Annotated in this window: 24 protein-coding genes and 3 tRNA genes; 18 read left to right on the top strand and 9 right to left on the bottom strand. The window is 49.5% G+C overall.

Annotation, left to right across the window (positions count from 1 at the left end; all coding sequences use genetic code 11):
• Positions 1-42 precede the first annotated feature (42 nt).
• Positions 43-213, bottom strand: a complete 171-nt coding sequence (locus GW590_RS09170) for a hypothetical protein (protein ID WP_169402718.1) — start codon at positions 211-213, stop codon at positions 43-45.
• A 168-nt stretch (positions 214-381) separates the two neighbouring features.
• Positions 382-606, bottom strand: coding sequence for a DUF2594 family protein (locus GW590_RS09165; RefSeq protein ID WP_169402717.1), 225 nt, complete (start codon positions 604-606; stop codon positions 382-384).
• A 775-nt stretch (positions 607-1,381) separates the two neighbouring features.
• Here GW590_RS09165 and uvrY point away from each other — a divergent pair.
• From uvrY to GW590_RS09125, 8 genes are all read left to right on the top strand, one after another.
• Positions 1,382-2,038 carry a UvrY/SirA/GacA family response regulator transcription factor gene (uvrY, locus tag GW590_RS09160; RefSeq protein WP_169402716.1) on the top strand — a complete coding sequence of 219 codons (657 nt, stop codon included), beginning with the start codon at positions 1,382-1,384 and terminating at the stop codon, positions 2,036-2,038.
• Positions 1,998-3,866: an excinuclease ABC subunit UvrC gene (uvrC, locus tag GW590_RS09155; protein WP_169402715.1), complete on the top strand. Its 1,869-nt coding sequence runs from the start codon at positions 1,998-2,000 to the stop codon at positions 3,864-3,866. The genes uvrY and uvrC overlap by 41 nt, the downstream gene beginning before the upstream one ends.
• A 57-nt stretch (positions 3,867-3,923) precedes the next feature.
• Positions 3,924-4,472 carry a CDP-diacylglycerol--glycerol-3-phosphate 3-phosphatidyltransferase gene (pgsA, locus tag GW590_RS09150; protein WP_169402714.1) on the top strand — a complete coding sequence of 183 codons (549 nt, stop codon included), beginning with the start codon at positions 3,924-3,926 and terminating at the stop codon, positions 4,470-4,472.
• A 147-nt stretch (positions 4,473-4,619) separates the two neighbouring features.
• A tRNA-Gly gene (locus GW590_RS09145) sits at positions 4,620-4,695 on the top strand.
• Positions 4,696-4,749: 54 nt separating this feature from the next.
• Positions 4,750-4,823: transfer RNA gene (locus GW590_RS09140), tRNA-Cys, on the top strand.
• Positions 4,824-4,834: 11 nt separating this feature from the next.
• A tRNA-Leu gene (locus tag GW590_RS09135) sits at positions 4,835-4,921 on the top strand.
• 357 nt (positions 4,922-5,278) lie between these two features.
• A complete protein-coding gene (locus GW590_RS09130; protein WP_169402713.1) occupies positions 5,279-6,196 on the top strand; it encodes a cation diffusion facilitator family transporter in 918 nt (305 codons plus the stop codon).
• A 311-nt stretch (positions 6,197-6,507) separates the two neighbouring features.
• Entirely contained in the window at positions 6,508-6,822 is a 315-nt protein-coding gene (locus GW590_RS09125) for a PTS sugar transporter subunit IIB (protein WP_169402712.1), read from the top strand.
• A gap of 48 nt (positions 6,823-6,870) precedes the next feature.
• On the opposite strand, the gene GW590_RS09120 is transcribed toward GW590_RS09125, so the two are convergent.
• Positions 6,871-7,437 carry a TetR/AcrR family transcriptional regulator gene (locus tag GW590_RS09120; RefSeq protein WP_169402940.1) on the bottom strand — a complete coding sequence of 189 codons (567 nt, stop codon included), beginning with the start codon at positions 7,435-7,437 and terminating at the stop codon, positions 6,871-6,873.
• Between the two features lie 179 nt (positions 7,438-7,616).
• Between GW590_RS09120 and GW590_RS09115 the strand changes: the two genes are divergently transcribed.
• From GW590_RS09115 to GW590_RS09105, 3 genes are all read left to right on the top strand, one after another.
• The gene (locus GW590_RS09115; protein WP_169402711.1) at positions 7,617-8,279 is read left to right on the top strand and encodes a glutathione S-transferase; all 663 of its coding nucleotides are present in this window, start codon (positions 7,617-7,619) and stop codon (positions 8,277-8,279) included.
• 176 nt (positions 8,280-8,455) lie between these two features.
• Entirely contained in the window at positions 8,456-10,522 is a 2,067-nt protein-coding gene (locus tag GW590_RS09110) for an FUSC family protein (RefSeq protein WP_169402710.1), read from the top strand.
• Positions 10,523-10,635: 113 nt separating this feature from the next.
• On the top strand, positions 10,636-12,708 hold the full coding sequence (locus tag GW590_RS09105) for an FUSC family protein (protein WP_169402709.1): 2,073 nt from the start codon (positions 10,636-10,638) through the stop codon (positions 12,706-12,708).
• A 123-nt stretch (positions 12,709-12,831) separates the two neighbouring features.
• Here GW590_RS09105 and GW590_RS09100 read toward each other — a convergent pair whose 3' ends face one another.
• Together GW590_RS09100 and GW590_RS09095 are read right to left on the bottom strand one after the other, a co-directional pair.
• Complete coding sequence (locus GW590_RS09100) at positions 12,832-13,104, bottom strand: hypothetical protein (RefSeq protein WP_169402708.1); 273 nt, start codon at positions 13,102-13,104, stop codon at positions 12,832-12,834.
• A gap of 93 nt (positions 13,105-13,197) precedes the next feature.
• On the bottom strand, positions 13,198-13,707 hold the full coding sequence (locus GW590_RS09095) for an AAA family ATPase (protein WP_169402707.1): 510 nt from the start codon (positions 13,705-13,707) through the stop codon (positions 13,198-13,200).
• Positions 13,708-13,948: 241 nt separating this feature from the next.
• Here GW590_RS09095 and GW590_RS09090 point away from each other — a divergent pair, with 241 nt between their 5' ends.
• Together GW590_RS09090 and deoR are read left to right on the top strand one after the other, a co-directional pair.
• Positions 13,949-14,605 carry a metallophosphoesterase gene (locus tag GW590_RS09090; protein WP_211186709.1) on the top strand — a complete coding sequence of 219 codons (657 nt, stop codon included), beginning with the start codon at positions 13,949-13,951 and terminating at the stop codon, positions 14,603-14,605.
• 72 nt (positions 14,606-14,677) lie between these two features.
• A complete protein-coding gene (gene deoR, locus GW590_RS09085) occupies positions 14,678-15,442 on the top strand; it encodes a DNA-binding transcriptional repressor DeoR (RefSeq protein ID WP_169402706.1) in 765 nt (254 codons plus the stop codon).
• A 6-nt stretch (positions 15,443-15,448) separates the two neighbouring features.
• Here the strand turns inward: deoR and GW590_RS09080 are convergent, their stop codons facing one another.
• Entirely contained in the window at positions 15,449-15,919 is a 471-nt protein-coding gene (locus GW590_RS09080) for a GyrI-like domain-containing protein (RefSeq protein WP_211186708.1), read from the bottom strand.
• 228 nt (positions 15,920-16,147) lie between these two features.
• On the opposite strand from GW590_RS09080, the gene GW590_RS09075 reads away from it, so the two are divergent.
• The 3 genes from GW590_RS09075 to GW590_RS09065 all read left to right on the top strand — a co-directional run bounded on the left by GW590_RS09075 (position 16,148) and on the right by GW590_RS09065 (position 17,360).
• A complete protein-coding gene (locus tag GW590_RS09075; RefSeq protein ID WP_169402704.1) occupies positions 16,148-16,651 on the top strand; it encodes a YlaC family protein in 504 nt (167 codons plus the stop codon).
• A 117-nt stretch (positions 16,652-16,768) separates the two neighbouring features.
• The gene (locus tag GW590_RS09070; RefSeq protein ID WP_169402703.1) at positions 16,769-17,047 is read left to right on the top strand and encodes a hypothetical protein; all 279 of its coding nucleotides are present in this window, start codon (positions 16,769-16,771) and stop codon (positions 17,045-17,047) included.
• 52 nt (positions 17,048-17,099) lie between these two features.
• Positions 17,100-17,360 carry a hypothetical protein gene (locus GW590_RS09065; protein WP_169402702.1) on the top strand — a complete coding sequence of 87 codons (261 nt, stop codon included), beginning with the start codon at positions 17,100-17,102 and terminating at the stop codon, positions 17,358-17,360.
• A 41-nt stretch (positions 17,361-17,401) separates the two neighbouring features.
• On the opposite strand, the gene GW590_RS09060 is transcribed toward GW590_RS09065, so the two are convergent.
• Positions 17,402-17,614 carry a YccJ family protein gene (locus GW590_RS09060; RefSeq protein ID WP_169402701.1) on the bottom strand — a complete coding sequence of 71 codons (213 nt, stop codon included), beginning with the start codon at positions 17,612-17,614 and terminating at the stop codon, positions 17,402-17,404.
• A gap of 233 nt (positions 17,615-17,847) precedes the next feature.
• Here GW590_RS09060 and GW590_RS24460 point away from each other — a divergent pair, with 233 nt between their 5' ends.
• The gene (locus GW590_RS24460) at positions 17,848-17,979 is read left to right on the top strand and encodes a hypothetical protein (protein ID WP_268952805.1); all 132 of its coding nucleotides are present in this window, start codon (positions 17,848-17,850) and stop codon (positions 17,977-17,979) included.
• Between the two features lie 329 nt (positions 17,980-18,308).
• A complete protein-coding gene (locus GW590_RS09055) occupies positions 18,309-18,659 on the top strand; it encodes a DUF2502 domain-containing protein (RefSeq protein ID WP_169402700.1) in 351 nt (116 codons plus the stop codon).
• Positions 18,660-18,790: 131 nt separating this feature from the next.
• Here GW590_RS09055 and GW590_RS09050 read toward each other — a convergent pair whose 3' ends face one another.
• Both GW590_RS09050 and GW590_RS09045 read right to left on the bottom strand, forming a co-directional pair.
• The gene (locus GW590_RS09050; RefSeq protein WP_169402699.1) at positions 18,791-19,237 is read right to left on the bottom strand and encodes a universal stress protein; all 447 of its coding nucleotides are present in this window, start codon (positions 19,235-19,237) and stop codon (positions 18,791-18,793) included.
• A gap of 34 nt (positions 19,238-19,271) precedes the next feature.
• The gene (locus GW590_RS09045; RefSeq protein ID WP_169402698.1) at positions 19,272-20,051 is read right to left on the bottom strand and encodes an IclR family transcriptional regulator; all 780 of its coding nucleotides are present in this window, start codon (positions 20,049-20,051) and stop codon (positions 19,272-19,274) included.
• Positions 20,052-20,311 lie beyond the last annotated feature (260 nt).

The raw sequence follows: 20,311 nt of genomic DNA, 5'->3' as shown, positions 1-20,311 counted from the left end.
GCTGTGGAGTTCCGCAAACGGCGAGGTAATGCCGGTTAAAACTTAGTGGCGACGTAATTTCTGTGCGTCTTCTGCTGCTTTTTTGGCGTCTTCAGCAATTTGGTTGAGCTCTTCCTCGGTCAGTTTCTCTGCCACTTTATGCATTTTGGCAAAACCGTCGCTGATATGTACTTCGTCGGCTTTTGTTTTGTTCTCTTCATCTTTGTCGTTCATTGCTATGCCTTTAACTTATTAATGGTTCTTTATTTTAGCAGGTTTTAACCAGGTGGGGGGCATTGGCAATTAACAGGCCCTGGACGGGGGGAGCGGATGAAAAAAAAGAGAACCGCGGTGGCTCTCTTTTACATCAAGTCTGCGCGAGGCAGCCCCGCGCCTGTGAACTTACTGGCGGTAGCCAAACTTGATTTGTTGCAGGGTGGCATTAAACACTTCAGCCTGCTGAGGATCTTCGATCTGGCTAATAAATTTTTCCAGATTCAGAACTACCTTACCCGCATCAGCCTGGCCGATAGCTTTAAGCATCAGTGTCAAGGTAGCCTTGAGGCAAGCCACCTCGATAGCCAGGGTTTCAACATTAGCCTGGGTGGTAAAATCACATGCGCTCATTTTATCTCCTTAAAAACCGACAGACGGCGGGGCTGTCAGGTAACATGTTCATGACTTTGCAGCCTATACTGGCCAGGCTGCCGAAAAAGTGGCGTCATACTAGCACACTCCTCATTGTTGCTGGGAGCGGGGCGTAGTAGCGGAGAGGGGGAATGCCGCTAAAACCTTAAAAAAAGAAAGAAAAATAAGCAGATGCGTAAAGAATACTAAACATATCTTTAAGAATGAGAATGCTTCAATATGCGTCTGAATTTTTTTCATATTAAATATTTTAAGGTTAACGCTAAGTAATTAAATAATCTTAGCTGAAATCAGCGATATATCCTCACAAGCTACTGCTGTTATTTTGTTCGCTAATATAACCTGCTGGTGGAAAGCCGGACTTTTCTTAATTGACAAGGCTTTTTTTTCTTAAGTATAGGCGCTATTTTATGATTTTTATAGGATTTTACTATCTGATTGATTGACTTCACTTGCCTTCGTGGAATTTAAGTTTTACATTTTTCTGGCGAAGGTTTTTACAATCAAAGCTTGGTTAATTTCCACTGGATGCAGTAAAATGTACCAGTGTATTTAATAAAGTTTAGTTTTTGTTTTTTATCTCCGCAGTCATGTTTGTTAGTTTCGGGTTTTAGCTGCCAGACGTTTGACCTGATGCTGCTTACTCTTTTTTGCTTATGTATTGTTCTGTGTCTTTTTGCAAAAAATTGCAACTCACTTAGCAAGATAATGAAAAATACGACCGTGTGACGCCCTTACTTTTGGAGAATTCTCTTTGATTAGCGTTCTTCTTGTAGATGACCACGAACTGGTGCGCGCAGGGATTCGACGCATTCTTGAGGATATCAAAGGCATTAAAGTTGTTGACGAAGTCCAGTGCGGTGAAGATGCCGTAAAATGGTGTCGCAGCAACCATGTCGATATTGTCTTGATGGATATGAATATGCCGGGTATCGGCGGGTTGGAAGCGACCAAGAAAATTGTGCGTTTCTGTCCTGACATCAAGATTATCATGCTGACGATTTATACGGAAAATCCGTTACCTGCCAAGGTGATGCAGGCAGGAGCATCGGGATACCTCAGCAAGGGTGCAGCGCCACAGGAAGTGGTGAATGCAATCCGCCTGGTTTCATCTGGTCAGCGATATATTGCTTCTGATATTGCCCAGCAGATGGCACTTAGTCAGCTTGAACCGCAGTCAGACACCCCGTTTGACAGTTTGTCTGAACGTGAGCTGCAAATCATGCTGATGATCACCAAAGGGCAAAAGGTTAATGAAATCTCAGAACAGCTCAATCTGAGCCCGAAGACGGTTAACAGCTATCGCTATAGAATGTTTAGTAAACTAAATATCAGTGGTGATGTAGAATTAACGCATCTGGCAATTCGCCATGGTCTTTTCAACTCGGAGACGTTGTCTGGCAGTGAGTAATGAGCGTTTTGATCCCCAGGCCTTTTTAAAAACGGTCACCAGCCAACCCGGCGTCTACAGAATGTATGATGCAAGCGGGACGGTGATTTATGTCGGTAAAGCCAAAGATCTTAAAAAACGGCTTTCCAGTTATTTTCGTACCCAGGTGTCAAGCCGCAAGACGGAGACCCTGGTCAAGAATATCGAGCAGATTGATGTTACGGTAACCCATACCGAGACAGAAGCCTTACTGCTTGAACATAACTACATCAAGCTTTATCAGCCGCGCTATAACGTGTTATTGCGTGATGATAAATCCTACCCGCTGATTTTCCTCAGTGCCGATACCCATGCCCGTCTGACTATTCACCGTGGTGCCAAGCATGCCAAAGGTGAGTATTTTGGGCCTTTCCCCAACTCTTATGCGGTCAGAGAGACGCTGGCGCTATTGCAAAAGCTGTTTCCTATTCGCCAGTGCGAAAACAGTGTCTATCGCAACCGTTCGCGCCCCTGCCTGCAATATCAGATTGGGCGCTGCCTTGGGCCTTGCGTCACTGGGCTGGTGAGCGAAGAGGAGTATCAACAGCAGGTCGAGTTTGTGCGGCTGTTCCTGGCAGGCAAGGATCAGCAGGTGCTGACTCAACTGATTGAGCGCATGGAACAGGCCAGCAAAACCCTGCGTTTTGAAGATGCTGGACGTTATCGCGACCAGATCCAGGCCGTGCGACGTGTCACCGAACGACAGTTTGTCAGCGGCAACAGCGAAGACCTCGATGTTATCGGCGTGGCTTTTGAGTCGGGCATGGCCTGTCTGCACGTGCTGTTTATTCGCCAGGGGAAAGTACTGGGCAGTCGTAGCTACTACCCGAAAGTGCCGGGAGGAACCGAGCTGTCAGAGGTGGTGCAGACCTTTGTGGGACAGTTTTATTTGCAGGGCAGCCAGGCGCGGACCTTACCCGGCGAAATTCTGCTCGACTTTAGCCTGCCCGAAAAAGATCTGCTGGCGGAGTCGCTCAGCGAAATGGCCGGGCGTAAAGTGCATATTCAAAGCAAGCCACGGGGCGATCGCGCCCGCTATCTAAAACTGGCCCGTACTAATGCCACTACCGCGCTGACCACTCGCTTATCCGAGCGCTCGACTATCCATCAGCGTCTGGCCGAGTTGGCCAAGACCCTTAATCTGGCCGAAATCAATCGCATGGAGTGTTTTGATATCAGCCATACCATGGGGGAGCAGACCGTGGCTTCCTGCGTGGTCTTTGATGCCAATGGTCCGTTACGCGCCGAATATCGTCGCTATAATATTGCCGGCATTACGCCGGGAGATGACTATGCGGCCATGACTCAGGTATTGAACCGACGTTACGGCAAGGCGATAGAAGAGTCGAAAATTCCCGACGTGATTTTTATCGACGGCGGTAAAGGGCAACTGGGTATGGCGCTGGATGTTTTTAAGGGGCTGGATGTTACCTGGGATAAAAGCAAGCCGTTATTGATTGGCATTGCCAAAGGTGCCGATCGCAAAGCGGGCCTTGAAACGCTATTCTTTAAGGCGGAAGGCGAGGGGATTGCGTTGCCCTCTGACTCGCCAGCGCTGCATGTGATACAACATATCCGTGATGATTCGCATAATCATGCCATCACCGGTCACCGCCAGAAACGCGCCAAGGTGAAAAATACCAGCGCATTGGAGGAGATCGAAGGCGTTGGACCAAAAAGGCGACAGGTTTTACTGAAATATATGGGAGGTATTCAACCTTTATTGAATGCCAGCGCAGAGGAAATTGCAAAAGTGCCGGGTATTTCACACGCATTGGCAGAAAAGATCCATAATGCGTTGAAACACTAGGGCCATTGTAGCAACATACTCATAATATCTACATCGGACAGATAGTTACCTACGCCCATGCAATTTAATATACCGACGTGCCTTACCCTGTTTCGCGTGGCCATGATCCCTTTTTTCGTACTGGCTTTTTATCTGCCGTATGACTGGGCCGCTGTCGCCTGCGCCGGCATCTTTGTTATCGCTGCCATTACCGACTGGTTTGATGGCTATCTGGCGCGCCGTTGGAAACAAACTACCCGCTTTGGCGCTTTTTTGGATCCGGTAGCCGATAAGGTATTGGTGGCCATTGCGCTGGTGCTGGTGGCCGAACATTTTCACGCCTGGTGGATAACCCTGCCTGCCGCCACCATGATCGCCCGAGAAATTATTATTTCGGCATTGAGAGAATGGATGGCCGAGATCGGCAAACGCAGCAGCGTGGCGGTGTCGTGGATCGGTAAAGTGAAGACCACAGCGCAGATGCTGTCGTTGGTTGCCTTGCTATGGCGTCCCAACGATATTGCGGTTGGCGTAGGGGTGATTGCCCTGTACATTGCGGCCGTACTGACTTTCTGGTCGATGTTTCAGTATTTGTTTGCGGCGCGCAATGATTTGCTGGAACCTTGATCGAAGTGCTTCAAAAAACGGCAGTCAGTCACGATGGGTTGATAATTTTATTGACTCATCGCGTCAGGTAAGTAGAATGCAACGCATCGGAAGGCAGTGAGCAATCGGCCTGAAGATAATCAAAAAAATCAGCAGGTTCTGATTAATGCGGGAATAGCTCAGTTGGTAGAGCACGACCTTGCCAAGGTCGGGGTCGCGAGTTCGAGTCTCGTTTCCCGCTCCAGATTCGTTATGCAGAAGGTTTTTCTGCCTAACCGTAAGAAATTAGTAGATTTATGGCGCGTTAACAAAGCGGTTATGTAGCGGATTGCAAATCCGCCTAGTCCGGTTCGACTCCGGAACGCGCCTCCAATTTTCCCGGAGCCCGGGTGGTGGAATCGGTAGACACAAGGGATTTAAAATCCCTCGGCGTTCGCGCTGTACGAGTTCAAGTCTCGTCCCGGGTACCATGGGAAAATTACAGAATAATCAAAAGCAATAAAGTAGTAATGTCGTTATAGCCACCCTAGGGTGGTTTTTTTTATTTCTACCGTTGATAAAATTATCGCGCCCCTAAAGCGGGAACAATCGCTATTTTCCTGCCCTATCTTGCCCCCGTCCCAGTCCACAGTCATCGTCGGTTGTTATTTGAAATAGTTGATATAAATGTGAGCATAAGCCATCAATGCGCTTGCCTATCTGGCTAAACTGTCAACTCAATGCGCTGTTGCCCTGCGCGCAAAATAACCTTAGCCAGTATTGACCAGCTTAGTCTCTATTTTACTCATACAGTGTGAGTTCGCAGCCCCGTTACAGGACATCAAATAATGATTAACACCAACGCGTTGTCGCTTACGCGCTACGCCTGGCTGTCCATTGCCACGGCTATTGCCACCATCGGGCTCAAAGGTGTGGCGTGGAAAATGACCGGCTCGGTCGGTTTGCTATCTGATGCCATTGAATCCGTGGTCAACCTCGCGGGTGCCCTGATGGCGCTGTGGATGCTGACCCTGGCTGCGCTTCCAGCCGACGATAACCATGCATACGGCCACGGCAAAGCCGAATATTTCTCGAGCGCTTTTGAGGGGTTTCTGATCCTGCTGGCGGCTGCCAGTATCGCCTATAGCGCAGTTGAGCGTATATTGACGCCGCAACCGATTGATGCGATTGGGGTCGGGCTACTGGTTTCAGCGGTCGCTTCGGTGCTGAATCTAGTGACGGCACGCGTCTTGTTAAGGGCGGGCAAGCAACACAATTCGATCACCCTGGAGGCAGATGCACATCACCTGCTGACCGATGTCTGGACGTCGGTCGGTGTCATTTTGGGTGTCGGACTGGTTGCATTGACAGGCTGGTTCTGGCTCGATCCGGTGGTTGCATTGCTGGTCGCGGCCAATATCGTGTGGACCGGTTATCAACTTATGAGCCGTTCGGCCGCAGGTCTGATGGACGTCTCGTTACCCGCCAAAGAACTCGAAAAAATCGAGACATTACTGGCGGGATACCGTGAGCAGGGGATCGATTTCCATGCGCTGCGCACACGTCAGGCGGGCGGGCGCTCGTTTATGACAATGCACATCCTGGTCCCTGGACAGTGGACCGTGCAATATGGCCACGACTGGGCTGAACGCATAGAGAATGATATTCGTACAGCCCTGCCTTTTATCCATATCACCACTCACGTAGAACCACTGGAAGATCCCGCGTCAATGAGCGACCAGGCGCTCGATATCCCGCCCCCCTAAACCGACCTGATGCCGCTGGTACGGTCATGTTGCTTCGCACGGCAGTCGCTAGATTGTATTAGCCATGACGAGATTTTAAGTAGTACGCCCCCCTTAAGTTCGACCGTCGGCAGTGAGTGGAGAGCGGGCATATCAATGGCTGATATCCCTGAAGATCTGTATGAGCCCTGGTGGTTGATCAGCAGGAAAGGTTTAGCCTTCCGAAGCCGGGCAGTCCACTCTACCTGATTTGTCATGCAAATAAGAGATGGCGCTCATTTTATAACCGTAGCCAGTATTACTCTACGCACAGTTCTCAGGAGGGAAAAACCATGAAAAAGCTTCTGATATGTTGTTTGTTCGGGAATACTGCAAAATCTCTGGCCCAAAAGATGCAGTCACTCACAGAAAAGAAGGGTTACCCACTAATCATTAGCGCTGTGGGTCTGGATAATTTCGCCAGTGTAGCTCCCGTCTTTGACGGTTTTCTCATTGCACCGCACATTCAGTACAAACTCCCAGAGGTTAGAGAGATTGTCGGAGACTCTCGTGCAATTGCGATTATTGAAAGTCTAGCTTACGCATCAATGGACGCAGAGAAGGTTTTAAAGTTCGTTATGGATCAGATGCCAGAACTGGCAGCCTGACACTGAACACCTGGCGTTCTATTTTCAGCAGACATGGCAGTGAACGCTCTAGCTGATGGGGATCAGCCCTGTCTGCTGATAAGTCGCTATCAGTTCGTCAAAAATTTCAGTGTTCTGACGGGTACGTGCAACCAGTTGCGCGCCTGCAACGGCAGTATAAATAGCGAGTGCCTGCTTTTTGTAATCCTCAGAGCTGCCTGTACCTTTCTCACTCAGTACGTGGCTTAGCCATGCGACATTGGCATCAACAAAAGCCTGTATCTCAACCTTAACTTCCAGAGGCAGGTCTTCATATTCAGCGGCCATGAAACTGGATAAACATAGTCTGTTATCGTCTTCAAGGGACTTACGGAAAATGGTGGGATAACGCGTTAAGGCTTCGGCAGCATCGGCACTCGTACTGCGTATGGTTTCAAGATACTGAACGGTATCCTGCCAGTATCGGTTAGCCACCGCCGCACCAAGACTTGCCTTGCTGGCAAAGTGGTAATAGATACTGGCATTTTTGATGCCTATTTCCGCTGCAATATTGCGAAAGTTTATCCCGTTATACCCGTGCTTCTGGGCCGCGCACTTCGCCTCAGCCAATATCGCTTCCCGTGCATTTACGCTCATCATCGCCTCTTTCTTAAACGTTCGTGTCATCACTATACGCCTGTCGCCACAACCTGCCAACTGACAGGCAGGGGTTGACATACATCAAAAACAGGTTAACCTTTAAACTACCAACTGACAGGTAGGCTGTGACTACGACCTATCAACTTACATTCACTGGCATTAAGGCGTTTTCTCCGATGAAAATCTATGACTGGTATGACGGCCCATATCCTGCACGTGTGCGTATTGCCCTTGCCGAAAAAGGATGGTTGTTAAAGACAGAGTTTATCCCCATTAACTTATGGAAGGGGGAGCATAAAAAAAACGAATTTCTCGCCATCAACTATTCAGGCACGCTGCCTGTCCTGGAGCTTGATGACGGCACGCTCATCGCGGAGTGTACAGCCATCACGCAGTATCTGGATGCACTGGATCCGTCCGGCGCGTTGACCGGCACAACTCCGGCAGAGAAGGGCATCATTCATATGATGACGAAGCGTGCTGAAATTGAATTTCTCGATGCAGTAAGCGTGTATTTCCATCATGCCACACCGGGGCTGGGACCAGAGGTTGAGTTGTACCAGAATCCGGAATGGGGCAACCGGATGCACGATAAGGCAATCAGGGGAATGCATTATTTTAATCGCGTTCTGCAAACGCAGACTTATATCGCCGGTGACGCTTTCTCAATGGCGGATATCGCAGTAATCGGTGGGATGATTTTTTCCGCATTAGTGAAGCTTGCCGTACCGGCAGAGTGCACTGCGTTGCGCGAGTGGTATAGCAGAATGCAGGCAAGACCATCCGTTCAGCAATGGAAGGCGATGGTTGATGCAGAGCGCTTGCAGAGAAAGGCCTGATTACTTTCTCCGCCTAATTTTGCTCAGTGTCTGTAGACTGGGGCTGAAACCCTGAAGGGCGCCTTTAATTCTTCTCATCTGTCATTAAGTAGCTTTTGTTACACACTAAGCTGCCGGCGTCCCGTCTCTCAGGTATAAAATAGTGTTTTAAAATAATGCGAGCCGTTAATTTGACTATGAAATGGTTAACCAAAAATGCTGTTTTGTTTTCTGTTAAAACCTGTGTGGCAGCATTTTTAGCATTATATATTGCGCTCAAGCTTAACCTCGATAAACCCGCCTGGTCGATGGTGTCTGTTTATGTCATTTCCCAGCTCTATTCTGCCTCTACGCTGTCAAAAGCAGTCTATCGCTTTTTTGGTACCGTACTGGGCGGGATTTTTATCTTTATGATTTATCCCGTTACCGTGACGCATCCGCTGCTTTTTAGCCTTTGCGTTTCGCTGTGGGTGGCGTTTTGCCTCTATCTGTCGTTGCACGATCGTACCCCGAAAGGCTATGTCTTTATGCTGGCGGGGTACAGTGCGGCGATTATGGGCTTTGCTGACGTCACCACACCGCTGGCGATCAGTTATACCGTGATATCCCGCGTAGAAGAGATCACCGTTGCCATTGTTTGCAGCAGCCTGATCCATATGCTGGTTTTCCCGGTACGGATGCGCAATTTACTGGAGAACAGCGTCAGTAACTGGTACGAGAGTGCCAAACAGCTTTGTAGCGAATTGCTGACCGTGACCCCCAAAGAGCTGTCACCAGAAAGGCAGCATATCCTGCTACAGATGGCGGGCTATCCTACCAGCGTAGAGGCGTTGATCACCCACTGCGTGTTTGAAGGGGATTCGGCACGTAAACTGATACGGCTGGTATCGGCGCAATACCAGCATCTCTCTTATTTGATCCCGACCCTGACCGCCATCGAAAAACGTCTTAGCCTGCTGGCGGAGCAGGGGATAGCCTTTCCGGATTTTGTTGCCGAGACCTTCAGCCAGTTTCTGCTGTGGCTTAATAGCCCGGAGCAAAGTGGCAACGCGCTGCCAATACAGCAGCAGATCCGCGCCACCCAGGAGATGATTAAAAACCGCTACACCAACGGCGAGATGAACGCCGAAGAGGGGTTACTGTTAATTGGGCTGCTGGAGCGTTTACAGAATTTTATTTATATTGCCGAATCCTATTTCGGTGTCAAAGAAAGGGTCAGCCTGTTAAGCCAGGAGAAAAAGCCAGGCAAGATAAAGCTGCTCAAAAAACATTCGGATGAGGGGCTGATCCTGCTGTCCTCATTTACTGCATTTTTCGCCACCATGATTGGCTGCCTGTTGTGGATTGGTAGCGGCTGGCACGATGGCTCCACGGCACCGATGATGGCGGCGGTGATCTGCTCCTTTTTTGCCTCTCTCGATAGCCCCATCGCGTCTATTAAGGTGTTTTTAAAAGGCGTAGTGATTGCCATCGCGATCAGCATTATTTATGCCGCCGTTTTTATTCCCATGTCGGTTACCTTTGAAGCGCTGATTATTTGCCTGGCCCCGGGATTATTGGCGTTGGGGTTGGTGATCGCCAATCCCTCCACCAATTTTATCGGCCTGATTATTGCCACGCAGATCCCGGGTTTTCTCGGCATGAGCCATGATTTTCAACCCAACCTGCAAGCAATTGTCAATGCGGCGATTGCCACTATCATCGGCATTGTTATTGCGTTGCTGACTACGGCATTGATCCGTAACAAAAGACCGTCCTGGACCGCCAAGCGCGCGTTGCGCAAAGGCATAAAAGAATTGCTGCGCTTTACCCATGAAATCAAGATCAATGCCTCGTCACTGCTGGCGCGTCAGCAATATGTGGCCGGGCAGCTGGACAGAGTCAATATCATTTTGGCGCGTAACAAAGTCGACCCGCTGGAAGGGGTGGCACTGGGTGGCAATTTAATCACTGAAATCTGGCTGGGGGTCAACTGCTATGATTTTTATGCCCGCCATCAGCAGGTTTTAAAAGAACACGCGCTGGATAGCGATGCGCTGATGAATGAGATAAACCAATATATAAAAAGACGCCTTAAAAATATCTACATCCCGCCGCCAGCCTCATTATTGCAGGAGTTAAACCGGTTACTGCTGAAAATGGAAGCTCTGTGTCAGGCGGACAACGCGCTTTTCTCACCGCTGTTTTATCTGTTCAATATCCGCCTGTCACTCTATCCCACCGAACGCTGGCCGGAGAGCGAGAAGCTGATCCCGACGATATAAACCGATGATTTTGCCGATCAAAGTGAACACTTTTGTTACAAACAAAACAATAAGGATAAATTGCGTCAGGTATAAAATATTTTTTTAACATTATGTGATTTATTGATTTTACGATGAAGTGGTTAACAAAAAATGCTTTTTTGTTCTCGGTTAAAACCTGTGTCGCAGCTTTTTTGGCCTTATATATCGCCCTTGAACTCAATCTGGACAAACCTGCCTGGTCATTAACTTCCGTTTATGTCATCTCCCAGCTTTATTCTGCGTCGACCCTGTCAAAATCGGTTTTCCGCTTTCTTGGCACTGTGCTTGGCGGCATTTTTATTTTTTTGATTTATCCCCTCACCGTAATGGACCCGCTGTTATTTAGCGGCTGTGTTTCCTTATGGGTCGCGTTCTGCCTGTATCTCTCCCTCCATGATCGTACGCCGAAAAACTACGTGTTTATGTTGGCCGGCTATAGTGCGGCTATTATGGGATTTGCTGATGTGGATACGCCGCAGGCCATTACCTATACGGTGATCTCTCGCATAGAAGAGATCACTGTCGCCATTGTGTGCAGTACATTAATGCACATGATTTTTTTTCCGGTGCATATGAGCAACCTGTTGGAGAATAGCGTTCATAACTGGTTCGACAGTGCCAAAAAGCTCTGTCGTGAACTGCTGGTGGCGCAGGCAAAGGAGCAATCTGGTGACAGAGAGCATGTTTTGGTGGATATGGCCAACTATCCGATCAATGTCGAAGCCCTGATCACCCACTGTGTCTACGAAGGAGATTCGGCGCGTAAACTTATTCGCATGGTTAGCGCGCAGTATCAGCATCTGTCCTACCTGATCCCGACGCTGACGGCGATAGAAAAGCGTCTGCTGTTACTGAATGAGCACGGGGTGATCTTTCCTGACTTTATCGCCCAGGCATTTAGCCATTTTTTATCCTGGCTAAATCATGCCGATCCCCATCATCCCAGTGAACCGTTACAACAGGAGCTGATCGCCGCACAAGAGATGCTAAAAACCCGCTATATGCAGGGTGACATCAGCGCGGAAGAGGGATTGATCCTGACCGGGTTGGTGGAGCGTCTGCAAAACTTTATCCGCATCGCACAAGCTTATCTGGGCGTCAGAGATCGAGTGCAGGCATTAACGCCCGAGGATCAACGCGGCAAGGCCATGCTGATTAAAAAACATGCCGATCAGGGCTTGATGCTACTGTCGTCAGTGACTATTTTTCTGGTGATGATGATCTGCTGCCTGTTCTGGATCGGTTCCGGCTGGAAACATGGTTCATCGGCGCCGATGATGGCGGCGATCGCCTGTTCCTTTTTTGCCACCCATGACAGCCCCATAGCGTCACTCTGGCTGTTTTTAAAAGCGGTGATTATCGCCATCGCAGCCAGCCTGATCTACACCGTGATCCTCATCCCGATGACCCTCACGTTTGAATCGCTGATTATCTGTCTGGCTCCCGGTCTGATTGCGCTGGGACTGGTGATCAGCAATCCGGCCACTAACCTTATCGGCCTGATTATTGCCACCCAGATCCCGAGCTTTATGGGGATGAGTCATGATTTTCGGCCTGATTTGCTGGCTGTGGTCAATGTGGCGATTTCGACGATTGTCGGCATTGTCCTGGCAGTGGTGATCACCGCCATCGTGCGTAATAAGCGACCTTCCTGGACGGCAAAGCGCGTATTGCGCACAGGGATCAAGGATCTGTTGCAGTTTACGCTGGCGATCAAAATGAATAAGGCCTCGTTGTTAAGCCGTCAGCAATACGTTGCCAATATGCTCGATAAGGTCAATATTATCCTGCCAAGAAACAAGGTTGACCCGCTAGCCAATGTCGCCCTTGGCGGCAATCTTATTACTGAAATCTGGTTGGGGGTGAGTGTTTACGATTTTTATGTGCGACATGCAGAGGTATTGAACCGTCATCAGCTAGCGGCGGATGTACTGCTGTTTGAAATTAATAATTTTATAAAAAAACGCCTTAAAAATATTTATACCCCGCCCCCGGCATCGCTGCTGGCGGAGCTGAACCTGCTATTGATTAAGCTGGAGAAAGAGTGTCGCCACAATGGCGATCTTTTTATGCCACTTTTTTATTTGTTTAATATTCGTCTGTGGCTTTATTCAGGCGAGCGATGGCCGCGGCTGTTGTCGCCAGAGCAAAAAATATCAGGGTAAGGGGGAAGACATTTGCCAGCCGGCTGCAGGAGGTAAAAACAGCCCCGAGGGGCGTTTTAATGATCAGAAACTGTCCCGCGATTATACGTTGGCAAGCAGCCATCACTGATCGCGGGAGGTAGCTTAGAAATCGCCAGCCGGTTCTGGGTTACTGATCGCCTTAAGAGACAGCGGCAAATGATAATTGGGCTGACTTGAGAAGAAGGCTTGCAGAGCTACGCGCTTGTTTCGATCAATCGAGATCTCTTGCATGGTTTTGCGGAAAATACTGTAACGTCCGCAAGTAGTACAGGTCACATTAACCACTTTCTCGGTGTAGTTAAGTGAGGTCTTGATATTGGTGGTGCTTTTACATAAAGGACACTCATCGGGAGTGTTAACAACGGTGGAACTCATAAAACCTCCGGTTTTATTTGGGCCAGCGGCCAGTATAGCGCAAAAAGCGGTCAAGCCCTTAGCGCTAATTGATCAAAAGCCGATCTCTTGCCCTTATTTGTCCTTATCTGCCCGGTACTCAACACAATTTAGATCTTCCTGTTCGCTCGGTGGCACAAAGTAGGCGCTGATGGCGAAATACTGCTGTTCAGAGGTTTGGAACGGATGCTGCCCCGTGGCATTACGCTGCGCGAGGCGTTGCAGGCAAACTTCATCAGGTTGGTTAAGATAATAAAGCTGATGCGGACAATGGCTGCTGTCCGCCAGATTTTTACCCCACAGTCGGAGATTCACGGTGTTTAGCGGAAAATCGAGCACCACGCTGACTCCCATTTTGAGTAGATTGATCACCTGCGGCGCTATTGCCTGGCGCAGTCGTTGTGCATTCTCAATGTACTCGGCAATACTGTTTTGTCGGCCAGCGTAGAGTATCGCCAGCCACTGGTCTTCAGCGATCAGCAGAGCCTGATGGCGGGATGCCAGTTGTTGTGCCAGCGTAGATTTTCCGCTACCAATTTTGCCACATACCATAAACAGCTGCGCGGAGGGGAGTGATACTGTCATCTGTTGAGGCTTCCTGTACGAGTCTTATGAAGCCAACCGATAAGGACTTCACCCCACCGGTTGGGTGGAGTGAAGGCTGCAAAATGCAGGCGCTATCCCACCTTCTTTATGAAAGTGATAATAATTCGCGCGCAGTAGCAGTTTGCAGTATTCATCTTATTATTGATAACGACTAAAACAAGGGTTGTCAAAATTTCCCGGCAACCCGGTGGTATGAAAATAGAAGGCTGGCAAATTTATGATGGATTTGGCGGTGTATCAACGTATTCAGGGGGCCGATTATCGCCGGATTTTTGTGGTGGGTGATATCCACGGATGTCGGCAGCAACTGGAGGATCTTCTCTGCCAGCAGGCTTTTTGCTACGAGAAGGACTTGCTGCTCTCCGTTGGCGACTTGATTGATCGTGGACCCGACAGTCTGGGCTGTTTATCATTAATTACCCAGCCGTGGTTCGTTGCGGTGCGTGGCAATCATGAACAAATGGCCATCGATGCCGTGCATGGACGGCATATTGAACGTTGGCTGGGCAACGGCGGCGGATGGTTTTATAAACTGTCAGCCAATGACGAAGCCAGGGCACGGCAGTTGCTCCGCCAGGCAGAAAGTTTGCCGCATATCCTCGAGCTCACCTGCGGTCAACGGCTGACAGTGATTGCCCATGCTGACTACCCGCTGGATAATTATCATTTCAACCAGCCGGTCGACAGTGAACAGGTGCTGTGGCAGCGACGGCGCATTGATGATGCCGTATCCGGTGAGTCTCGCCCTATTACGGGTGCCGAACGTTTTTTCTTTGGTCATACTCCGCTTGCCGAGGTGGCGCATTATGCCAATCAACACTATATCGATACCGGTGCCGTTTTTGGTGGAAAGCTGACGATGCTGCAAATTCAATGATAGTATTCAAGTATCTGCAATCCGTGTTGCCCGATAGGCGGTAATCCCGCAAATTTTCCCAGAGAATCAACCATGGAAAACAAACGCGAAGACAGGTTGCAACGCCTGCTGTTTGCTCTTAGAAAAACGGACAAGATCCACCTGAAAGAAGCAGCGTTATTGCTCGATGTTTCCGAAATGACTGTGCGTCGAGATCTCGGCGGATCCGCTTCTCCGTTGATCCTGTTGGGCGGCTATATTGTTATCGATCCAAAAAATAATCCGGCCACGCACTATTTTGTCAGCGAACAAAAGATGCGACAGGTGGCCGAGAAACAGCAACTGGCCAGACGGGCGGCTATGCTGGTGGCAGATGATGATCTGGTATTTTTTGATTGCGGCACCACCACGCCTTATATCATTGAGCAAATTCCTGATGAACGGGTGTTTACCGCCATCTGCTACTCGTTGAATACTTTTTTGGCTTTGCAGGAAAAACCAAACTGCGAAGTAATTATGTGTGGCGGCAAGTTCCGCGCCAGCAACGGCATTTTTATTCCCTTTGCGCAAAGCAGTGAATTAAGCCATGCCTTGCCAGATAAGGCTTTTATCTCAGCCGCGGGCGTCAGCCTGCAATACGGCGTCAGTTGCTTTAATTTTGACGAGCTGCTGATGAAGCATCAGGCGATGCAACGTTGTCGGGAGAAAATTTTGGTGGTGGATAACACTAAATTCGGCCAGATACGGCCAGCGGCCATTGGCGCGCTGGCCGAATTTACCTCGCTGGTAACTGACCGTATGCCAGCACAAAGCTATCTCGATTACTGCCAGGCGGCGGCGATGCCCGTGCACTACTAAAGCCTGTTAGCGAATGACGGCGATTTTCTCCACCGATTGATAGAGGACCACCTCAAAAACGCCAGTCAGTGAGCCATCATTGAGATAGTGCTCGTAACAGACGCGACCGTCTGGACGATAGCCACTGTTGGCCAGATGGAGGGTGAAAAAATCTGTCCAGGCTTTGGCAAAGTTACCGTCGCCAATGGTGATGTGATAGGCGGCATAGGTCCCGGCTGGCAAGGTTTGTAAGCGAATACCGGCACTGTTGTCAGGTAACTGAAAATCCTTGCTTACGCTGACCGACGGCTCGGCGCGACAGGCCTGGGGATCAGTGGTATTGGGATTGTCTAAAAACAGGGTCAGCCAGTCGGCGTCTTGCAGGTTAAGCTGTTTGGCCCAGGGCATAAGCACTTCGAATCCCTGCTTGACGGTGGTGGTATAAGGGCCGGTAACGCGGTAGCTGGCAATAGTTTTTGCCGGTTTTTCCAGGATCATAAATGGCACAATGTGTCCCTCATCTTGAGTGAGTTAAGTCATCTATCCGTCGTCCATGACGCTGGACTGTCTGCCTGGTGATGCTATGTAAAACAGCCTCACTTTCCCTAAAGACTATAACAGATAACGCGCAATTATTGATTAACTGCTCTATCTGCTATAACAGCCGCCGTGTTAAAATTATGCTATCAAATTGCATTATAGTCACTGAATGTAGTGAGGTTATAAATGGATATCATCAAAAATGTTCTCGATGCAGAGATTGCGCGCCTGAACCACAGCGAACGTCGTGACGGCAAGCCGCGGATCAACGGGGAGTTCTTTATTCATCATCCCTGGCTGTGTCTTGCAATGTTTGCGGGCTATATTGCCGTGGGCATCGTGATGTATGCCTCGCCTTACATGGGACTTGGCTGGTTTGCCGGTTTTACTGCATTCTTGCTGTTTATGGCGGCGATGCTGTTACTGGAAATCAATCCTGTCTATCGCTATGAAGATATCGACGTCCTGGATCTGCGGGTTTGTTATAACGGCGAATGGTACTTTAGCCGTGAAATATCTGCCGAAGCCGTGGCGCAGTTACTTGCCAGCGACAGAGTCGCTAATCAGGTCAAATCCCATATCCAGGCGATTATCGCCAATAAGGGGACCGTGGATTTCTACGATGTCTACGATCTGGCGCGTCAGTATCAACCGCATGCGCAAAAATCTCAAAACCTGCAAATTGCCTGAAAAAGTGCAACAACCTTTGTACCTGCTCTGACTCTTCCCGTGCGGCTCTGATAAACTGAGGGTGAAGTTACACGCAAAGAAATGCTAACATTTTACTTTGCAGCCTCAGGAGTCGCCGTGGAACGTATCAAACTTTCTATCCATCACTTGCACAAACTGGTCGACGGTGAAAAATACGACGCTCAGGCGACTGCGCGCATATATGCCGGCGATAAGCTGATCCTGGTTGAAACCATGCAGGGTCAGGCCGCCTGGTACGATCGTTATCTGCAGTCGACAGAAGATAATGGCCAACCGCTGAGGGTAGAGTGGGAGTGCAACGGGCTGGCGAAGATGACCGTTTCTCGCGTTGAGGTTTGTCCTTGCTGCGGCGGTGATGAGAGTTTGCACGTTTAAGCGTTAAATCTGCCGTATTTAAAACGCGAGTGAGTGTTTTCAGGAGCGAAAGATGAAATTTCTCAATAATGAATTTGAATACCGAAACTGGATCATGCATGAAATCTTCCAGGCCACCGCTGTCGGTGAGGAATCGGAATTTGCTGAACAGGAAATAGACGATTTTATCTTTGATGCCCGACCCGTGGCTTACCCCTGTATTGCCGTGATGATCCAGACCCCAGGCCAGCCAGGTGTCTGCGAACCTCGTTTTTTTTATAAAGAGCAGGTATTTGACTGGGCACATCAGATGGGATTTGGCTTTGACAGCTAAGCCCTGGTGCTTGACCAGGGCCTTTGGTTGTCATTACCCGGTTAAACGTTTTTACGTTCTATCTTCTCTTCGCCCCAATATAGAGCGTCTTCATTGGTTTTGGCGAAAGCGATGGGCAGCACTTCGTCACTGCCTTCCTCCCAAATTTTTTGTGCCAGTACTTCATCATTTTTAGCCAGTTCGAAAATAGCTTCGGCGATTTCGTGTGAGGTTTCACGCACGTTGGCCCAGGCTTTGATATTGGAACTTGTCATGTCATTCTCCTTTGTTTTGGCTTCCTTTAACTATGGTTGCTGTCAGCAGGAGACGCAAATTTCAGCGCAGAACGCTTGCCCATGCCGTGGCCCATCGGCGTAAACCCTGCGCTCGCAGCACAGAATAATGGTATCGACCCTCCGCTGTCGTTTATACTCATGGACACTGGCCGAGCGGTTTAGGGCAGTGATATTTTCCAAAACAGGCTGTGTTTGCAAACAAGGTGAGAGAAATGAGTGACGATATTTTTGATTTCGATATAGATGCTGCGCTGGAAACTGCCGAAGAAAAAGCGGCGGAAAAAGCGGCTGCCGTACCGGAAATTCTGGCAGATGAGAGCGACTGCGAAGGTTGCAAAATCTGAATCAGCACCCGTTCACCGGTTAAACATCAGTAAAATGAGAACCGCTTCGGCGGTTTTTTTATTGCCGGCTGTACTCCTTATCAAAGCTCAAGCTTTTTTATTCCTGCCGCTTTTCCTGCGAACGGTATGTTATTTAAGCGAAAAAGCTAACCGTGGATTAATTTTATCTTTCCCGCCATAGCCTTACGAATTCAAAACAAATGTAACTGTTTTGACATAACTGTAAGGAAATCGCGAGGCGTAAGTAAATGGGATAAATTCCTATAGAACAGCAAGATAGGCGGGGTTAACGTAGCGCCATCAGATCGGACAGATCCTGGAGTGTCGTGATGAAAAAAATATTATTAGTGCTGGCGGTGGTATCCGCCTTTTCAGGAATGCCGGCAATAGCGCATGCGGATGTTTCTGTTGGGGTTAATGTCCCCGGTTTCTCAATGCGCATTGGTGACCGCGATCCGCGCGGATATTATTGGGACGGCGGTGACTGGCGTCCACCAGGTTGGTGGAGTCATCATCGCCGCGATCGTGGCCGTTGGGTTTATTATGAACCGGTACCGCCACCGCCGCCGCCGCGTTATTGGCGCCATGACCCGTACTGGCGCGAAGGGCCACCACCGCGTCACTGGCATGATGGTCCTCCGGGAAGATGGCGTGAAGGTCCGCCTCCGGGTCGTTGGTAAGCACAGGATTTTCGTCAAGAAACAAGAGTTTTAAAGTACAGGGTTGGCGGTGGCGATGCAGATGCATCTCCAACGTCAATTCTGTACTTTTTTGTTTGCCGCGCGATATCCTCGCGGCTAAGCAAATCTACCTAATTGCCGCGAACTTCCACCAGTACCGGGCAGGGCGCGTTAGCAATCACTTCTGCACTGACTGAACCTTTTACTATCCTGCCAAACGCCGATAACTGCCGGTGGCCAATCACAATCACTGAGGCCTTTTTGGCTTTTGCCTCGGCTACCAGGCTTTCTCCGGCGGCGCCGACCAGCAGATTTCCCTGCGCACTAATACCCGCCTGTGCCAACTGACGCAGGGCATTTTCAACGACTGCCGTTGCGCTGTCCTGTTCTGCCGCCGCCGCCGGATATTCCAGAATATCGCCAGGATGTTCTTGTTCGTTGGCCAGCGCATAGGCTTCATCAATACAACAGGTCACATAAACCGCCGGTGTACCGTTCTGGGCAATTTGGCTCGCCAGTGTGACAACTTGCGACGTCTGGGGTGATCCATCAACTGCCACCAGGATGACATCAAACATAGGTTATTCCTTTTCTGCCAGAGGAGGAGGGAAGTTACTCGCGACTGCTCATTTTGCCGATTTCGCCGATCAGCGACTCTTTACAGCGCGTAATAGCCTGCTGCACCATCTGCAATTTGGCATCCCGGCGCTCGGTGGGCATTAATACCGAAATCGAGTAGTGGCCGAGAATGGTATCAATGGCCGTAGCCACCGAGGATATTCCCAGCACAGTTTCGCCGTTTTCCATGGAAATACCGGATGCGCGCACCTGTGCCACCTTCGCCAGCAGGGCATTAATATCTTTTACCGTGTTGGTGGTGGCCGGTTCCAGCGTTTCGCCAACAAGTTGCCGGATCTCCTGGTCGCTGATCAAGGAGAGCAGGGCGCGGCCGGCGGAGGTGCTATAAATCGGCAAATTCAGACCGAATTTTGGCACGACGCGCAGTTCACGTTCGGCAACAATATGATGAATATTGGCAATTTGTCGGCCACTGGCCCGACCGAGCGCCACTGTCTCTTCGGTTTCATGACACAGCTGTTGCAGATAAGGTGAGGCGATGGCGATAACATCGCTATGAATAGTCGAAACCAGACGCAGCAACATCGGACCCAGCCTGACGCCCCCTGCTCCCTCGGCGCGTACCATCCCTTCTTCACCCAGCGCGGCAACAATGCGTTGTACTGTTGATCGCGGTAATTGCACTTCGTTGGCAATAGCGCCAAGGCTTAAGCCCTGGGGATGGCTACCCAGCGCATTGAGAATCGCCGCCGCACGCGCAATGACCTGTATTCCACCGCTACGTTCTTCATCGACTGATTGTTCTGTATTCATCGCGTTGATTTATCCATAAGTCGCGCCTTCTGCTGATTCAAACCCATCAAATGTAATAGTTGCCTGCGCCAAAAACAATATCTAATCACATTGCAATACAGTGCATCGTATTATAGTATTTCTTCGCTGTATCGTATTGTGATGCACCGCATCATTTTCAACGAAGACATTGGCCAGATCTCCATTGCGACAGCAGCACCGCCACGATTAACGGCGATTCGGCATCAAAGTATCCATTCTGTAACGCCGTAGAGCAGAAG

The organism is Rouxiella aceris (genome assembly GCF_012933545.1).
In the GTDB taxonomy this organism is placed as follows: Bacteria; Pseudomonadota; Gammaproteobacteria; order Enterobacterales; family Enterobacteriaceae; genus Rouxiella; species Rouxiella aceris.
The sequence above is the reverse complement of the archived record's forward strand: the minus strand, read 5'-3'. Positions and strand labels throughout refer to the sequence as shown.

Bases quoted from the DNA above. Each gene is read 5' to 3' on its own strand.
- GW590_RS09170 (WP_169402718.1), bottom strand. From the start codon at position 213: ATGAACGACAAAGATGAAGAGAACAAAACAAAAGCCGACGAAGTACAT.
- GW590_RS09165 (WP_169402717.1), bottom strand. From the start codon at position 606: ATGAGCGCATGTGATTTTACCACCCAGGCTAATGTTGAAACCCTGGCT.
- uvrC (WP_169402715.1), top strand. From the start codon at position 1,998: ATGGTCTTTTCAACTCGGAGACGTTGTCTGGCAGTGAGTAATGAGCGT.
- pgsA (WP_169402714.1), top strand. From the start codon at position 3,924: ATGCAATTTAATATACCGACGTGCCTTACCCTGTTTCGCGTGGCCATG.
- GW590_RS09130 (WP_169402713.1), top strand. From the start codon at position 5,279: ATGATTAACACCAACGCGTTGTCGCTTACGCGCTACGCCTGGCTGTCC.
- GW590_RS09125 (WP_169402712.1), top strand. From the start codon at position 6,508: ATGAAAAAGCTTCTGATATGTTGTTTGTTCGGGAATACTGCAAAATCT.
- GW590_RS09120 (WP_169402940.1), bottom strand. From the start codon at position 7,437: ATGAGCGTAAATGCACGGGAAGCGATATTGGCTGAGGCGAAGTGCGCG.
- GW590_RS09115 (WP_169402711.1), top strand. From the start codon at position 7,617: ATGAAAATCTATGACTGGTATGACGGCCCATATCCTGCACGTGTGCGT.
- GW590_RS09110 (WP_169402710.1), top strand. From the start codon at position 8,456: ATGAAATGGTTAACCAAAAATGCTGTTTTGTTTTCTGTTAAAACCTGT.
- GW590_RS09105 (WP_169402709.1), top strand. From the start codon at position 10,636: ATGAAGTGGTTAACAAAAAATGCTTTTTTGTTCTCGGTTAAAACCTGT.
- GW590_RS09100 (WP_169402708.1), bottom strand. From the start codon at position 13,104: ATGAGTTCCACCGTTGTTAACACTCCCGATGAGTGTCCTTTATGTAAA.
- GW590_RS09095 (WP_169402707.1), bottom strand. From the start codon at position 13,707: ATGACAGTATCACTCCCCTCCGCGCAGCTGTTTATGGTATGTGGCAAA.
- GW590_RS09090 (WP_211186709.1), top strand. From the start codon at position 13,949: ATGGATTTGGCGGTGTATCAACGTATTCAGGGGGCCGATTATCGCCGG.
- deoR (WP_169402706.1), top strand. From the start codon at position 14,678: ATGGAAAACAAACGCGAAGACAGGTTGCAACGCCTGCTGTTTGCTCTT.
- GW590_RS09080 (WP_211186708.1), bottom strand. From the start codon at position 15,919: ATGATCCTGGAAAAACCGGCAAAAACTATTGCCAGCTACCGCGTTACC.
- GW590_RS09075 (WP_169402704.1), top strand. From the start codon at position 16,148: ATGGATATCATCAAAAATGTTCTCGATGCAGAGATTGCGCGCCTGAAC.
- GW590_RS09065 (WP_169402702.1), top strand. From the start codon at position 17,100: ATGAAATTTCTCAATAATGAATTTGAATACCGAAACTGGATCATGCAT.
- GW590_RS09060 (WP_169402701.1), bottom strand. From the start codon at position 17,614: ATGACAAGTTCCAATATCAAAGCCTGGGCCAACGTGCGTGAAACCTCA.
- GW590_RS24460 (WP_268952805.1), top strand. From the start codon at position 17,848: ATGAGTGACGATATTTTTGATTTCGATATAGATGCTGCGCTGGAAACT.
- GW590_RS09055 (WP_169402700.1), top strand. From the start codon at position 18,309: ATGAAAAAAATATTATTAGTGCTGGCGGTGGTATCCGCCTTTTCAGGA.
- GW590_RS09050 (WP_169402699.1), bottom strand. From the start codon at position 19,237: ATGTTTGATGTCATCCTGGTGGCAGTTGATGGATCACCCCAGACGTCG.
- GW590_RS09045 (WP_169402698.1), bottom strand. From the start codon at position 20,051: ATGAATACAGAACAATCAGTCGATGAAGAACGTAGCGGTGGAATACAG.